The sequence below is a fragment of the Clostridium subterminale genome (assembly GCF_039521425.1).
Lineage (GTDB): Bacteria > Bacillota > Clostridia > Clostridiales > Clostridiaceae > Clostridium_J > Clostridium_J subterminale.
In genome coordinates, this window is record NZ_BAAACI010000001.1 from 16,587 (window position 1) to 32,779 (window position 16,193).

Sequence of the window (16,193 nt, forward strand, 5' to 3'; positions counted from 1 at the left end):
TAGCCGGATGCTTATGCTATAATTGCAGCATCGGAGGTGATTTTTTGTATTTTGAATATGGTATCGAGGAAATTGAATCCTTAAAAGGCTGTAACAAGCTGCTTGGCGCGGCAATTGCCGGAGGTGTGATTCTGGAAATGAGGGATTATGCACCAAAAAGGAAAAAGGAGGTATCTTATGTATCAATATTATAAGGGATTGATTATTAGAGAAGGAGCAGATGGGCTTAAAGGGGATACAATTAAAAAAATGTACAATGAGGTTGGTTGGGTGTCTGCAAGTCAACCGTCATGGATAGATGAAAAGTACGAAATCTGTTTTAAAAATTCATCATGGGTTTTCACTGTCTGGGATAAGGAAGATATGATAGCTATTGTAAGGGTTGTATCAGATAGAGTTATGACTGCAACAATCCAAGACCTGGCTGTGAAAGAAGAGTATCGAGGAAAAGACATAGGTAAAAAACTTGTGGACCTGTGTTTAGAAAAGTTACCTCATGGAAATTGGTGGATGCATACAACTCCAGAAAACTATGACTTCTATAAAAAATGTGGATTTGAAATTCCTGAAATATCTGATAGTTCAACAATGACATATATGGGATATATTAAGGCTAGATTAGAAGGACATAGATAGATAATGTTTTACATTTTTCTTAAATAGTACAAAAAGAAAGAGGGGGAATTTTAGTGAGACTTCGGAGCTTGTCATGTACTCTCTCACTAAAGATAATATATGATCAGTATTATGATAATAGAGGATAACCAGCAATTGCAAAATGAGATAGGAATTCTTTTGACACGTAATGGATATTCTGTTATGAAGGTCAATGAGTTTGATAATATACCTAAGCTAGTGAAGGAAAGTAGTCCGCACTTGATTCTGCTAGATATTAATTTGCCTTATGATGATGGGTTTAAAATATGCACTGAAATACGAAGCTTTTCAAATATACCAATTATATTTGTCACAAGCAGGGACACTAATATTGATGAGCTCATGAGCATAACCTTAGGTGGGGATGATTTTATCACAAAACCCTATAATGCTCAAATTCTCTTAGCTAGAATAAACTCACTGTTAAAGAGAGTATATCCAAGTGAAAAGGCAAACGACTTTATAGAATATAACGGTGTTAGATTAAATGTACTGTCTAGCAATATAGAATATGGGGATAAGGAAATAGAGCTTACTAAAAATGAACTTAAAATACTTCATTACTTATTGATTAACAAAGGGAAGATAGTATCCAGAGTAGATATTATGGAATATTTGTGGGACAGTGCCATGTTTATAAATGACAATACTCTCACAGTAAATATAACTAGACTGAGAAATAAGTTTGAAGAGATAGGAATTAGTGATTTTATAAAAACTAAAAGAGGACAAGGGTATATAATATGAGTTTAGGGGATTATTTAAAAGAAAGAATTAAAGCTATAATGCTGAATCTCATAGCATTGATTACTTTAAGTACCTTTCTTTTTAGTGTAGGAAATACCTTTGACACTATAATTACTATTGCATTGACTTGGATTGTAGTGTATAGCATATTTTTAATATACGAATATAGAAAAAGAAAGGTATACTATAATGAAATTTTCAAAACTGCTAACAAGCTAGATAAGAAATATGTTATAGGGGAAATAATTGATGTTCCTCCCTTTATGGATGCAGTTCCTTATTATTGGTTAATGAAGAAGGCTGGTAAGTCTATGCTTCAAGAAATAAATGAAGTTAAGACTCAGCGTAAGGAATACAAAGAATATATAGAGCAGTGGATTCATGAAGTAAAAACACCCATAGCAGCTATTAAGCTAATAGAAGAAAATAATAAGACAGATACTTCTAGAGTTATATTAGAGGAATTAGAGAATATAGATAGATATGTTGAGCAGGCTTTGTTTTATGCCAGATGTGAGGAAGCTCAGAAGGATTATCTTATTAAAGAGATTTCACTGGAGCAGTGTGTAAATAGGGTGCTTATAAGAAATAAGCAGATATTTATTATAAATAATATAGATATAGATTTAGTTGGACTAGATAAAAATGTTTATTGTGACAGTAAGTGGTTGGAGTTTATAATAAATCAAATAATAGTTAATACAGTAAAGTATAGAAAAAAAGATTTTCCTATGGTTAAGATTTATACTGGAGAAATTAAGAATGGTATTCAGCTTATCATTGAGGATAATGGCATAGGAATACCGGATAATGAAGTTGAGCGTGTGTTTGAAAAGGGGTTTACAGGAAATAAAGGCAGGCAAAATAATAACTCTACAGGAATAGGTTTATACCTTTGCAAAAAACTGTGTGATAAACTAGGTTTACTAATAGTAGTAGATTCAAAGGAAAATGTATATACTGAAATCGTGATTACTTTTCCTAAGGGAAACTTTTGTAAGGATGGAGCCATATAGGCTCTTTTTTACTTTCAAGGTGACAAAGTTGTAACTTAAAAGTAAGATTAAACAAAACCAAGCAGAGATAAAATCATGTACAATACTATTGAGGTGATGATATTGGATAAAATATTAGATATAAAAAATTTAGAAAAGTATTATGGGAACAAGGGAAATGTGGTAAAGGCTATTGATGATATAAGTTTTCATGTTTCTAGGGGAGAATTTGTTGGAGTCATGGGACCATCTGGTTCTGGAAAGACAACTTTGCTGAACGTCATATCTACTATTGATGAGGTAAGTTCAGGGCATGTTTATATAGATGGAAAAGATTTAATAGAAATTAATCAAAAGGATATTGCAAAGTTTAGAAGGGAAAATCTAGGGTTCATCTTTCAGGATTTCAATCTCTTAGATAATTTAACAATTCATGAGAATATAGCTTTAGCACTAACAATCAACAGGCATAAAAAGCGAGAGATAGATGGCAAGGTAAAGGCTGTAGCTGAAAACTTAGGTATAGAGGATATTCTTTCAAAGTACCCTTATGAGGTTTCAGGAGGGCAGAAACAAAGATGTGCCTGTGCAAGGGCTTTGATTACAAATCCAAAGCTTATTTTAGCAGATGAGCCTACTGGTGCTTTGGACTCAAAGTCAGCCCAAATGCTTATTGAAATGATTTCACATTTGAATAAAGAAATAGGGGCAACTATCTTAATGGTAACTCATGATTCGTTTACAGCAAGCTATTGCAGTAGAATTTTATTTATTAAGGATGGTAAAATCTTTACGGAATTAGTAAAAGGGCAAAACACCCGAAAGCAGTTTTTTAATCAAATTCTAGATGTTGTTGCACTGTTGGGAGGCGATGTGAGAGATGTACGCTAAATTGGCCTTAAGCAATGCAAAACGCTCTATCAAGGATTATGTAATCTATTTTGTTACATTAACTATATGTGTAAGCTTATTTTATGCTTTTATGTCCTTATCAAGCTCACATTACGAATTAATAACAGAGGATTCTTATAATTTTGAAATGCTAAAAGTCATGATGAAGTATGCCACATATATGATAACAGCCTTAGAGGTAGTACTTATAGGCTATGTAAATAAATACATGATAAAAAGAAGGAAAAGAGAGTTTGCAACATACATATTATTAGGTATTCCACAAAGAAATGTGGCATTTATGTTTTTTATTGAAACCTTGGTAATGGGTATTGTTTCTATAGCTTTAGGTATTTTTCTAGGAACCTTATTTTCACAACTTGTTACAGCTTTAATTCTTATGACTGCAGATCAAAAGATTATATTCTCCTTCAAACTATACCTAGATACTGTGATAATAACATTGCTATTCTTTACAGCAATGTTTTGTATAATTGGACTTTTAAATATAAGATCTTTAAGTAAAATTAAACTTATTAATATGCTTAATGCTGGCAAGAAAACGGAGTACCAATTTAAGCGAGGTAAGATTGTATATATTAGTGCATTTGTTGCAGCTGTATTACTTTATATACTCTGTGGTTATTCAGTGCATAGAATTTTACGTGTGGTTAGGGATCTTTCCCTTAAACAGGGAAATGAAATGACTTATGCAGGGATAGCATTGGCAAGCTTTATTCTAGGAACTTACGCATTGTTTTACTCCTTAGCTTATATAATAATTGCAATTAAGGAACGATGGACAAACTTTAAATATGAATACACAAATTTATTTTTAGTTGGAACAGTAGTTTCAAAAATAAAGACAGCACCAATTTTAATGGCTACAATTTCATTAACCTTTTTAGGTGCAGTCTTAAGCTTTACTTTTACGCTGTTGCTGTCACAGTGGAGCTTGGGATACTTGGATAATAGAATTCCTTTTGATGCAGTTGTAACTAGTAAGCTAAATATTATGACTAAGGCAGGGGATATATCTAAAATTGATTATAGTGAAATTGCTGAATACTTTGGCAGTGAAAATTATGGTCTAAAAGATTATTGTGAGGTGGAACAGTATTTTATTTATGATGCTGAACTATATAAAAAAGATAGAAGAAATACACCCCCATTGGCAATAGGATTAAGTGATTATAATCAGTTAAGAAAAATCCTTGGATATAGTGAAGTGCAGTTGAAAAGTAATGAATTCACAATCCAACGGCATAAGCTAGTAGATGAGGAGCTCATAAAAGAGTATTTAACTAAAAACTCAACTATTAAAATAAATGATGATGAACTAAAGCTTAGTTCGGTGCCATATCACATGGAATCTATTGGGGAATATATTTACAAGTCTTATCTAGGTGGAGTGGTAGTTTTACCAGATGAGTGGTGTAAAAACTTAACATTAGCTGCTAAAGATTTTTATGCAGATACAAAGAAAAAAATGAGTTTCGATGATGCAATAAAGTTGCAACAAGAATATATACCAAATTGGTTTGTGAAAAATTACAGTGATATGCTTAATAAAGATAGTAATAGCAATCCTACTATAATTAGATTAAAGGTAGCAGAGAAGAATGTGGTAACAAATGCTACATTAGGCATGAGAATTCTTGGAATATATGTAGGTACTGTCTTATTAATGATTAGCTTAACAGTACTTGCATTGCAGCAATTATCAGACTCTATTGAACATAAAGATAGATTTAATACTTTAAGTCGTCTGGGTATAGATAAAAGTGAGATCCGTAAGTTAATCTCAAAGCAAATATCCTTATACTTTGTAATACCAATAGTTATAGCTGTTATTGGTTTCTGTGTATTCTTAAATATTTTTATATCAGCAGGCAGAAAATTAATTGATATATATATTGGAGATAAAGCTTTTATATTCAATATAGGCATAGGATTATTATTGATGATAGTTATTTATATGTGCTATTTTGCAGCTACCTATTATTCATTTAAGAGAAATGTTGAAAGTAAATAAAGTGGTAGGTTTGTTGAGTGAGATATGAATAGGATAATATGATATCATAATTAACAACTTATTTTATTATTAATGCAAGCAATATTCTATACATTTGTCAGTTACAAAAGGTAGGATATATAAATAGTCTATCTTTTTTACTGGTGAAAAATCGCACTTGTTACCGATACAGGGAACCGTATCATAAATAAATGAATTTTACAGTCTTAGGGATTGATATAAATTACCTAAGACTATTTTTATAAGTAAAATACCTAGAATTGTTGGGATTGAATATTAGAATATTTGCTTTAATAAAGCTAATTAAATAAAAAAGAATAAATACATAATAACTAAATATACAGCTTAAATAAAAATAGACTTACATTAAAATTTAAAAAATAAAATTTTAATCTAATTTTAATCTTCCTTATATTTTATATTAATTTTCTAAAAGTATTATATAACCATGATGAATCAAATAATGAATTTGTGGAGGTAATATAAATGGAAAGAAATGAAATGATTGAAATTTTAGTTGAAAAGACTAATGTAAGTTGTGAAGAGGCACAAGAGGTACTAGAAAAATGTAATTGGGATCTTTTAGACTCTATTATTTATTTAGAGAGAAGAGGGAAAGTAGAAAACAATGAATCTGTTACTATAATTGAAGCAAAGGAAGAAGAGCAAGAGAAAAAAGAAGATAATAAAAAGCATTATGAGAAATTTGGTGGTATTGGAGAAGTTATAGGAAGAATGTTTAAGTTTGTGGGGAAGTTTATAAAAAAAGGAAATAATAATTTCTTTGAGGTTAGAAAAGAAAATGAAAAACCAATAAGAATATCATTAACAATATCCATACTTTTATTAATATTCTTATCAGTGCCAAGTATAGTTTTATTAATTGTTGGATTATTCTGCGGATATAAATATTCAATATCAGGTTCTAATATTAATTATGATGGAGTAAATAACATTTTTGAAGAGGTATCAAAATCAGCAGATACTATTAAAAAGGATTTTAAAGAAGGATACGAAAAATAATATATAGATCTAACAAAGAGGTTTTGAAAAATATTCAAGGTCTCTTTATTTTTATCCTATAGAAATATTAGGAGAAATGGTATAATTTAATAGTTAAGGGTAGAATTAAAATAATTAATTTTATTTAGGTACATGAAAATAAATAATAGACCAAAGATTCGAAGTATATTTGTCACGAGACAAGGATTTTAACGACGCAGTATTCTTGGCAAATAGGTGAGAAAACTTATCTATTATTTATTTGAAGTGCCTTATGCCATAGATATGGAGGATTATTTATGGAGAAGATTACACTTGTAGATACATTACGAGATAAAACTAATATAAGTTATGAGGAAGCTAAGAGTGCTTTAGAAAATAGTAATTGGGATATACTAGATGCCATGTTGTATTTAGAAGAGCATGGAAGAGTGAAAAAGCCTTCTGTTAGCATATTTTATACCAATGAATGTAAAAAAAGTTACACTAATCAGAAAGAAGTAGTTAATATTAAAGAAGATAGAGATAATAACAATTCTAAAAGTAGGAATAACTTTGACGGAATTTTTGAAGCTATATGTAAAGCTATAGATACCTGTAATAATATCTTCGTTGAAATAAGAAGAAGAGGTAAAGTACTTTTAAAGCTTCCACTTACCGTATTAATACTACTTTTATTCTTTGCCTTTTGGATAATCATACCTCTAATGATTGTTGGACTATTCTTTGACATAGAATTTTTAGTATTGGCTAAAAATGTTAATACAGATAAGGTAAATAAGGTATTTAGTGAAATATCAAAGAATGCCCAAAATATAAAAGAAAAATTTAAAAAGGGGTTTAGTTAATGATTAAGATTTTAATTGTTGAAGATGAAGAAAAAATAGCAAGATTTATAGAGCTAGAGTTAATGCATGAGGGGTATAAAGTAATAAAAGCAAATAACGGTAGGACAGGTCTTGAAATTGCAGAGCAGGGAGAGGCTGATTTGGTTATTCTTGATGTTATGCTTCCTGAAATTAATGGACTTGAAGTATTAAGAAGACTAAGAAAAAGTTCCGATTTACCTGTTATAATGCTTACTGCAAGGGATGCTGTTATGGATAAGGTATCAGGACTTGATGCAGGAGCAGATGATTATATAACAAAGCCATTTGCAATAGAAGAATTACTTGCAAGAATAAGAACAGCTCTTAAAAAGAGAGTAGTTACAGTGAAAAAAAATGAAGATGTGATAAGCTGTGGTTTATTAACTTTAGATAAAATGAGATATAAAGTAATGTATGATGGAACAGAAATTGAATTAACTAATAGAGAGTTTACTTTGCTACAAATATTAATGGAAAATAAAAATATAGTACTAACTAGAGATGTACTTATAGAAAAAGTATGTGGCTATGATTTTTTTGGAGAAACAAATGTAATAGATGTTTATGTAAGATATTTAAGAACAAAAATTGATGATACCTTCAAGGTTAAAATAATAACTACAGTACGTGGTGTAGGATATGTCATAAAAGATGAGTAAAAATAATAAATCCAAAAATGTTACGTCTATTGCAATAAAGATTAATTCTATTTCTGTAAGAAATTTATTTTTTAAATTTCTTGTAATTGATATCTGTTTGATACTTATCTTAGTTGGTCTTTGGTGTATTGAATCTGAAAAGAACTTCTATGGGGAATTAGTAAAAAATGCACAAAGGTCATTTAATTTTTATCCTATAGAAACATCAAGCTATACAGTTGTTTGGAATAATGGAAAGACTATGGTTAAGGAAGCTAGCACTTTTTTATATAATCTTAGAAAAATAATTACAATTTTAGGAATAGTAGAAGGAATATTTTTAGTAGAAGAAATAATATTTGGTACAACAAAAATTAGAAGGGTTTTAAAACCACTTAATGAAATAGCAGAAACAGCAAGTAGACTTAGTAATATGTATTTTGATGAGGAAAAATTTCAGAGCCTTGAGGATGCTATATCTAAAATTAGTCCCGTAACATCTGATGAAAGAATACACATCGGTGATAGTGAGCTTCAAGGGTTAGAGGATGCAATAAATAAACTTTTAGATAGAATGAGAGATTCTTATAGGCAGCAAGCAAGATTTGTTTCAGATGCATCACATGAACTTAGAACTCCTATTTCTGTAATTCAAGGATATGCAAATATGCTAGATCGTTGGGGGAAAAATGATGAGAGCGTATTAGAAGAATCTATTGTAGCAATAAAAGCTGAATCTGAAAATATGAAAAATTTAGTTGAGCAGTTATTATTCTTGGCTAGAGGTATTAATGGAAAAACTCAGCTTACTATGACGAAATTTTTACTTAATGATATGATGAATGAAGTTTTAGAAGAATCTAAGATGATAGATAAAAACCATATATATAGCTATATTAATTCAGAAAGTATAAGTGCTTATGGTGATATAGGTCTACTTAAGCAGACAGCTAGAATATTAATTGAAAATGCAGCTAAATACACAGATAAAGGAGAATTTATAATACTTAGAGTAGGGAGAAATGATAAGGGAGAAGCTTATTTTTCTATTCAGGATAATGGAATAGGGATCAATGAAAGAGATGTACCTCATCTATTTGAACGTTTCTTTAGAGCTGATACGGCAAGAGTTAGAAAAGATGGTGGAACAGGTCTTGGACTATCTATAGCAAAATGGATTATTGATAATCATAAAGGATATTTTAGTGTTTTAAGTAGAGAGGGAATAGGTACAAGGATAATGGTATTTTTGCCACAAAAGAATAAATAGAGAAAATAATCAAAGATGCTATGAATGAGAAATACTAAAATAATAACTTTAATTCTGCAAAATAAAAAGCATAATTGGTAATATTACCCCAAAATAAATATGGCGTACTGATATGTTTCTGTGATATACAAAGGTTACCACACAATTAAAACGCAGGAGGTTATCAGTATGCCAAATAAAATTACTAAATTCCTATAAAAATAATACTAGACGAACTAAAACTAGCTTCTTAAATAAACCCTACTCAAGTTTCTTATACAAAGCAACACTTTGTACTCCAGGGAAAAATCCCATTTTATAATATAAGGCTTCTGCAGCATTGCCAACTGTTACATCTAACTTTGCTGCTGGTGATATGTCTTTTAAAACAGTTAATGACCTCTTTATCATGTTCTCAGCAATACCATGTCCTCTATAAGCTGGTTTTACTCCTATTTGGTTAATCATAGAGAACTCATGGATATCCTCTTCATTTTTCCCTGCTAAACATACACCTATTAATTCATTAGTATTTCTATCATAAACTAATGTGGAAGCCTGTAAACTATTTGTAGCAATATATCTTTCTAAAAACATCTTAGAGTATTCGATTTCATCTTCTAAGGTGTTGTTAGAAAATTCTTCATAATGGATGCTGCCTTTATATGATTCATGTAATACTTTTCCAACCTCAACAGCATCCTCAATTGTAGGTGTTTTAATAATCAAATCTTCCCTCCACTGAATATCATCAAATATCTCTGTTGGACGAATCATCATTCTTCTAACAAAACGTCCCCTATATCCAAGCATATTATAATAATGAAGATCTCTTGGATGTATCATATATATAAAGATTTTTTTATTCTTATCTGACCATTGTAATAATGCATTATCTAGCTCACGGATTATTGAAAATTTATCTACTGTATGTGGTGATTCTACAAATATTTGTGCTAAATAATTTGGTTCTATTACTACTCCACCAACTCTTTTATTATCCTTGAAAATCCAAAATCTATGACAATCATCCCCATCTGTATCATGTGATAGTTTGTCCCAACTATATGTAAACTCCTCATCTACACCTACATATATGGCATAATGTATGCCAAATTCAGCTTCATTAGCTCTTACAAGCATAAATCCATTATTTAAAAGGTATTGTTCTTTTCCTTCTTCCCATTTCTCAATGTTTTTCACTTTAAATTCCTCCTTATGTGCATATCATTTAATAATATCTATATGATTGCTAATATATTACTAAAGGTATGTATTTTTAAGATATATTTATTATAATTCGCTGGTATATACTAGAAAAGATAAAGAATATTTCTATATTGTTCTTTACACAATCAATGTTCTTATTCATGCTAAATTCTAACAAATTATATTTTCATCATTGTATTTATAATCCATATATGGTATATTTATAATAATAATTTTGAAAGGAGTGGTTGTATATGACTAAGAAGAATAATAGATTTTTATTAAATTATATATGCAGCTATTCCAGATAAAAATTATTAAATGTAATCTTGTTTCATAAAGATATTATAAATGTTGAAGTTATGAATCATATTATGAAGATGAATTTATTAACCTTGGAATAGTTTAATTTAACTGTTTCAGGGTATTTTTATACCCAAATTTGGCTTAGCTCCATATAGAAATGGAAGATTATAAATTATAAAGAGGTGTAAGAAAATGATATTTGAAAAGTTAAATGAAAAGTATTTAGAAGATGCAGTTAAGCTTGCGCAAGCACAATATAATATGGAGCAGAAACATATAGAAGCCTTAAATGATAAAGACTATAAAGAGGTTCTTATTGATTTATTGAGTGATATTTTTAAGAATAATCATGGACTGGTAGCTGTTGAAAGAGGAAAAGTATTAGGGTATTTAAGTTTTTTGAAAAGTGTAAATGGTCATTTTGGCAATGTTAAAGGTTCATTTTCTCCATTATTTGCAAATGCTTATGGCGGAGAAAATAGGGATAAAATAGCATCACTTCTTTTTCAATATGTATCAGAAGAAATGATTAAGGAAGAAATTTTAAGTTATGCAATTTGTCTATATAGCCATGATGTTCAAGTTATGAAATCTTTGACAATGAATGGATTTGGCATAAGGTGTGGAGATGGAATCAGAAATGTTAACAAGCCGCTCAATATTGAAATTAACACAGAATATTCTTATGAAGAAGTACATTATAGCAAAGCAGGAGGTTTGTTATCATTAAGCAATAGTTTAATAAGACATATGAGAAAGAGCCCTACCTATTTTCCTAATGAAGAGCTTTCAGAAGTGGAATTTATAGAGAGATGCTATAATAGACAATCCCGGTTCTTTATTGCAAAGAATAAGTCAGAAATAATAGGATATTTAGAAGTTACGAATGATGGAGAAACATTTATTACTGAAGAACCAGACTATTTGCATATCTGTGGGGCATATTTGAAAGAAAACTATCGTGGGAAAAATATAATCCAGAGTTTACTTTCTGTTGTTATTGAAACACTAAAGCAGGATGGTATAAATCGAGTAGGTGTGGATTTTGAAACAATTAATCCAACTGCGTTAAGATTTTGGCAAAAGTATTTTGATAGTTATACGTACAGCTTTGTTAGAAGAATTGATGAAAGAATTTTTAGATAAAAACTAGAAGTAAATGCTAATTTCTGCATACTCTAATATGGTATCTTTTTGTTAATATATAATTAGGTATTAATATATAGTGATATTTGCAGAAATCGGTTTCTATAATGTAGAAATAAGATGCATAGAGCTTGAAAGCAATAAATGGAAGGTTTAGAATATATTTATAAACTTAAAGTTGAGAGGTAAGTATATGATAAATACAAATTCAATAAACCAAGTTAATAAAAATCATATTAGTGGAATGACAATTCCTTTATATGATAGTTACTGTTTTTCTAATATTTGTGGAACTATAAAAGATTTATTTAATATTGATTCAGATAAAAGACTCCCCAATGATGTTATTGGAAATAGCAATGAGAGACCTAATAAAATAGTATTTTTTCTAATAGATGCTTTTGGATGGTGTTTTTACGACAAATATAAAGAGCATTCTAAATTTTTATGTGAATTAGAAAAGAGCGGTGTAGTTTCAAAATTAACTTCACAATTCCCATCTACTACAACAGCGCATGTAACAACAGCATTATCTGGTGAATCAGTTTATGAACATGGACTTTATGAGTGGTTTTATTATGAACCAAAAGCTGATGATATAGTAACATCATTTTTATTTAAGGAAGCAAGAAATAAATATAATGAAACTTTAACAAGTAAAAATATAAAACCCAGTGACTTTATACCACAAAAAAGCTTTTTTAAAGAATTATTAAACCATGGAATAAAAAGTACTGTTTATCAACCTAGTCATATAAATAATAGTACCTATACTAGATTTACATGTAGGGATGCTAATTTAAAGGGTTATGACACAAATGAAGATTTGTTTAAATCATTATCAAAGGATTTATTAAAGAATGATGATAAAGAATATTTTTATGTTTATTTACATGACATTGATGCTATAGCTCATGCAAAAGGAAATCAATCAGAGGAATTTAAAATAGTTATGGGTAATTTATTTAAAAATTTAGATAGATTTTATGAAGAAGGAAAAGATAAGTTCAGTAATACTGCTATTATAATTTCTGCAGACCATGGTCAAATTGATATTGATTTGGAAAACCCATATTATATTAATAAACTAATTCCTGATATAGAGAAGTATTTAAAGAAAAATAAAAACAATGATATCATGTCACCAGCAGGATATTGTAGAGATTTATTTCTACATGTAGAGGAGAAATATTTGATAGAGTTAAAGACTATTCTTGAAAAGGAGTTATATGAAATAGCACAAGTATATCTATTTGAAGATTTAAAAGATAAAGGCTTATTTGGAGTTCCTAGTGAAAAGTTATTAGAGAGAGTTGGAAATTTAGTTATATTACCTAAAGAAAATAATACTGTTTGGTGGTATGAAAAAGATATATTTGAAGTTACATTTCTAGGAATGCATGGTGGAGCAAGTAAAGAAGAGATGGAGATACCATTTCTATTTTATATGTTTAAATAATGTTGTAGTAACCTAAGTTACAAGCTACTTCGAAAAGTCCCCAGGGAGACATAAACAAGTTATGAACACAATTTGCTTGTATCTGCCTGATGGAAAGGGGGGAATGAATGAGAGAGGCTGTAATGACAAAGGTCAGGTTTTAATGTTGAATGATAGGAATGGAGTGATTATGTGTCTAGAGCAAATGATAGAGATATAGTTAGAGTGCAGTATAATTCAGATAAGAATTTAAATGCTAGACAAGCTTTACATTGTGATTTCAGTACAAATAAGTATGGATGGTTTAATTGGGTATTTGATCAATATAAGTTTAAGCCTAATGATAGAGTTATTGAATTCGGCTGTGGGAATGGAAGCATATGGGATAATAATAGAAATAGGATACCAAAGGATACCCAGGTGATTCTCACAGATTTGTCTGAAGGTATGTTGAGAGTAGCAAAGGATAACCTTTTGGGAATTGATGAAGTATTTGATTATTCTATTATTGATATACAAAATATTAAATATGAAGATAGCTCCTTTGATTGTGCCATTGCAAATCATATGCTTTACCATGTCCAAAATAGAGATTTAGCAATCAGTGAGATTGCCCGTATACTTAAATCTGATGGAACTTTTTATGCTACTACCAATAGTCTTTATAATATGAAGGACTTAAAAGTTTTAGTGAGAAATTTTGATTTTCAACTTGATTATTCATCCTTTTCTGTTGCAAAGGAATTTGGCTTAGAAAATGGAGCAAAGCAGTTATCTAAGTATTTTGATTCTGTTGAAACGGTAGTATATGAAGACTCACTTCATATAACAGAAGCAAAGCCATTAGCAGATTATGTGCTATCTTTAGAGGGACACGTAAACATACAGGATATAATGACAGAAAGCAGAATAAAGGACTTTTACAGATATTTGGAAGACATAATTTTAAGAGAAGGAAGCATTGATATACCTAAAGTCAGTGGAATATTTATAGCGAAGAAGCCTAAGAAACTAGTATAAGACGAATAACTACCATATTTATAGAGGTTATAATTTTAGAAACAATTAAGTAAAAAGAAAATAAAATGGGGAGATAAAATGAAGATTGAAATAAAAAATCCAAAAGAAGATCAGTATGGTAATAGTAAAGAAAATATTTTTTTAGCCTTTAGTGATAATGGAAGCTATTTGGGAAGTGCTTATGCATATCCAAATATAAATTATCATCAGATCTATGAAACACCATACATTATTTTTATAGATATTGATATAGAGATTAATATGGACAAGTTGTTAAAGGATGAAGTTAAACAAAAATTATTTGATAAGGTATTCCTAAGGGCTAAAGAGCTTCGTATGGAAAGACCAGACTTAAAAGCGAGAATATATTCTGGATTTGAATATGACAATGAGAAACTTGATTTTTATGTTAAAAATGGTTTTGAAGAAAACTACAGCATCATTATGGAAGCAGATATTAAAGGGGATTTTGAATATATATTAACTGAAGGAATGGAAGTAACTGAGATAAATTTAAATTCACAGAAGGAACTTAAGGAATATAGTGAAATATATGATGAAATCTTTATATCACCACTAGATGTAAATGCACTTTTAGAACAAAGTAAGGAAAAACATTTTAAAAATCTATATTTTTTAGTTGATGGCAAGATACAAGGTGGTTGCACAATTTTTGAAAAGGATGGTTTCGGCTATATTGAAACTTTATATGTTTTATCAGAAGCACGTGGCAAAGGAATATCAAAAATTATAGTTAATTATATATTTGATTATTTCTTGTCAAAAAATTTAAATAAAACAAAGCTTGAAGTATGGGAATTAAATAAACGTGCAATAAATCTATATGAATCTTTTGGTTATAATGAGGTCGAAAAGAATTTCATGTTTCCAGGTATAACTCTTTAATTAGGTAGAATAAATATAGGAATATTATATGTAAAACCACAACTTATAATAGTTATGGTAAACCGTACCTATGAGGAACCAAAATAAATAGGTACGAGTAAACATTATTGGGGAGAGTTAATATTATAGATTATAATAATAGATTTAAAGGAATATTTGTGTATGTATAATCTAACTAATCAAACAATAATAGACGTTAAAGTTGGAAATATAACTAAAAAACATAGTTATGATAAAGTAATTTTAGTAGGAACTTATTTATATAAAGATAGTGGCTATGTAGAAAATGTGAATATAGTAGTAAATGAACAAGATGGATCTGTTATAACTACAAAAATACCGTATAGTGGTTATGATTTAGAACTTTTTTTAGGAGATTTTAATGGTGATAGAAAAGGTGAAATAATGGTAAGAGGTGAATATGGAGGATCAGGAGGATATGCTATAGCAGCGATTTATGATTACATAGATGGAAAGCTTGTAGAAATATTTAATCCAGATATGTTTTCAGAAAAGTATGTATTCACGGCAAAGTATTTAGATGAATATAAAGTTCTAGTAGAGTCAGTTACCTTAAAGGAAAAATTTACTTTTGATATTTCACAAAGCCCAACTATATATTTAAATATGATATATGATGAAAATAAGAAAGTTAAATCAAAAGAAGTACCTACCATTTCAGCAATTAATGAGGCATTTCCAATTAAGCTTGTATCTGAAAAAAACTATTATTTATTTTTAAGACAGAGAGTGATTGGAGTTAATAATGCAGATACCATAGGTTATATAGAAAGCTTTGTAAACTTATTAAACAATGATATAAAAGTAGTAGATATGGGAGCTTATATGAAAGGGCACAAAGAAATTTTAGATAGGTATACAAAGAATTTATATGAAAGATTTAGATAATGATGGTAAAGATGAGTTGATTTTATGGCTGCATTATACTGGAGAAGCCCATACTATTGATATCTATTCAATTAAAGATTATGTCATAAAGAAGAGTAATAAATATGATAAAAGTATATTGGGTTAGGAGATATGTTATAATTATATAAAATGAAATTATTGGAATATATACAAGG

18 protein-coding genes are annotated in these 16,193 nt (G+C 29.3%); 17 read left to right on the forward strand and 1 reads right to left on the reverse strand.

Annotation, left to right across the window (positions count from 1 at the left end; translation table 11 throughout):
- Positions 1-44: 44 nt before the first annotated feature.
- From ABDZ93_RS00125 to ABDZ93_RS00170, 10 genes are all read left to right on the forward strand, one after another.
- The gene (locus ABDZ93_RS00125) at positions 45-194 is read left to right on the forward strand and encodes a hypothetical protein (RefSeq protein WP_343822513.1); all 150 of its coding nucleotides are present in this window, start codon (positions 45-47) and stop codon (positions 192-194) included.
- A complete protein-coding gene (locus tag ABDZ93_RS00130) occupies positions 178-636 on the forward strand; it encodes a GNAT family N-acetyltransferase (RefSeq protein ID WP_343822515.1) in 459 nt (152 codons plus the stop codon). Before ABDZ93_RS00125 ends, ABDZ93_RS00130 begins: the two co-directional genes overlap by 17 nt.
- 99 nt (positions 637-735) lie before the next feature.
- Entirely contained in the window at positions 736-1,404 is a 669-nt protein-coding gene (locus ABDZ93_RS00135) for a response regulator transcription factor (RefSeq protein WP_343822517.1), read from the forward strand.
- On the forward strand, positions 1,401-2,420 hold the full coding sequence (locus ABDZ93_RS00140; RefSeq protein ID WP_343822518.1) for a sensor histidine kinase: 1,020 nt from the start codon (positions 1,401-1,403) through the stop codon (positions 2,418-2,420). Before ABDZ93_RS00135 ends, ABDZ93_RS00140 begins: the two co-directional genes overlap by 4 nt.
- Positions 2,421-2,522: 102 nt before the next feature.
- The gene (locus ABDZ93_RS00145; RefSeq protein ID WP_425544742.1) at positions 2,523-3,290 is read left to right on the forward strand and encodes an ABC transporter ATP-binding protein; all 768 of its coding nucleotides are present in this window, start codon (positions 2,523-2,525) and stop codon (positions 3,288-3,290) included.
- Positions 3,280-5,325 carry an ABC transporter permease gene (locus ABDZ93_RS00150; RefSeq protein WP_343822520.1) on the forward strand — a complete coding sequence of 682 codons (2,046 nt, stop codon included), beginning with the start codon at positions 3,280-3,282 and terminating at the stop codon, positions 5,323-5,325. The genes ABDZ93_RS00145 and ABDZ93_RS00150 overlap by 11 nt, the downstream gene beginning before the upstream one ends.
- A gap of 486 nt (positions 5,326-5,811) precedes the next feature.
- Positions 5,812-6,348, forward strand: a complete 537-nt coding sequence (locus ABDZ93_RS00155) for a UBA domain-containing protein (protein WP_343822521.1) — start codon at positions 5,812-5,814, stop codon at positions 6,346-6,348.
- A 278-nt stretch (positions 6,349-6,626) separates the two neighbouring features.
- A complete protein-coding gene (locus ABDZ93_RS00160) occupies positions 6,627-7,175 on the forward strand; it encodes a UBA domain-containing protein (RefSeq protein ID WP_343822523.1) in 549 nt (182 codons plus the stop codon).
- The gene (locus tag ABDZ93_RS00165; protein ID WP_343822525.1) at positions 7,175-7,855 is read left to right on the forward strand and encodes a response regulator transcription factor; all 681 of its coding nucleotides are present in this window, start codon (positions 7,175-7,177) and stop codon (positions 7,853-7,855) included. The genes ABDZ93_RS00160 and ABDZ93_RS00165 overlap by 1 nt, the downstream gene beginning before the upstream one ends.
- Complete coding sequence (locus ABDZ93_RS00170; protein ID WP_343822526.1) at positions 7,848-9,104, forward strand: sensor histidine kinase; 1,257 nt, start codon at positions 7,848-7,850, stop codon at positions 9,102-9,104. Before ABDZ93_RS00165 ends, ABDZ93_RS00170 begins: the two co-directional genes overlap by 8 nt.
- A gap of 240 nt (positions 9,105-9,344) precedes the next feature.
- On the opposite strand, the gene ABDZ93_RS00175 is transcribed toward ABDZ93_RS00170, so the two are convergent.
- Positions 9,345-10,286: a GNAT family N-acetyltransferase gene (locus ABDZ93_RS00175; RefSeq protein ID WP_343822528.1), complete on the reverse strand. Its 942-nt coding sequence runs from the start codon at positions 10,284-10,286 to the stop codon at positions 9,345-9,347.
- 504 nt (positions 10,287-10,790) lie between these two features.
- Here ABDZ93_RS00175 and ABDZ93_RS00180 point away from each other — a divergent pair.
- The 7 genes from ABDZ93_RS00180 to ABDZ93_RS00210 all read left to right on the forward strand — a co-directional run bounded on the left by ABDZ93_RS00180 (position 10,791) and on the right by ABDZ93_RS00210 (position 16,144).
- Complete coding sequence (locus ABDZ93_RS00180) at positions 10,791-11,744, forward strand: GNAT family N-acetyltransferase (RefSeq protein ID WP_343822529.1); 954 nt, start codon at positions 10,791-10,793, stop codon at positions 11,742-11,744.
- A gap of 193 nt (positions 11,745-11,937) precedes the next feature.
- Positions 11,938-13,203 (forward strand): alkaline phosphatase family protein, encoded by a 1,266-nt coding sequence (locus ABDZ93_RS00185; RefSeq protein ID WP_343822532.1) that lies wholly within the window; start codon positions 11,938-11,940, stop codon positions 13,201-13,203.
- Between the two features lie 61 nt (positions 13,204-13,264).
- On the forward strand, positions 13,265-13,402 hold the full coding sequence (locus ABDZ93_RS00190) for a hypothetical protein (protein ID WP_343822534.1): 138 nt from the start codon (positions 13,265-13,267) through the stop codon (positions 13,400-13,402).
- Complete coding sequence (locus tag ABDZ93_RS00195) at positions 13,375-14,202, forward strand: class I SAM-dependent methyltransferase (RefSeq protein ID WP_343822536.1); 828 nt, start codon at positions 13,375-13,377, stop codon at positions 14,200-14,202. The genes ABDZ93_RS00190 and ABDZ93_RS00195 overlap by 28 nt, the downstream gene beginning before the upstream one ends.
- Before the next feature lie 78 nt (positions 14,203-14,280).
- Positions 14,281-15,108, forward strand: coding sequence for a GNAT family N-acetyltransferase (locus ABDZ93_RS00200; protein ID WP_343822537.1), 828 nt, complete (start codon positions 14,281-14,283; stop codon positions 15,106-15,108).
- A 162-nt stretch (positions 15,109-15,270) separates the two neighbouring features.
- Positions 15,271-16,017, forward strand: coding sequence for a hypothetical protein (locus ABDZ93_RS00205; RefSeq protein ID WP_343822539.1), 747 nt, complete (start codon positions 15,271-15,273; stop codon positions 16,015-16,017).
- Positions 16,001-16,144 carry a hypothetical protein gene (locus ABDZ93_RS00210; RefSeq protein WP_343822540.1) on the forward strand — a complete coding sequence of 48 codons (144 nt, stop codon included), beginning with the start codon at positions 16,001-16,003 and terminating at the stop codon, positions 16,142-16,144. Before ABDZ93_RS00205 ends, ABDZ93_RS00210 begins: the two co-directional genes overlap by 17 nt.
- The last annotated feature ends 49 nt before the right edge of the window (positions 16,145-16,193 follow it).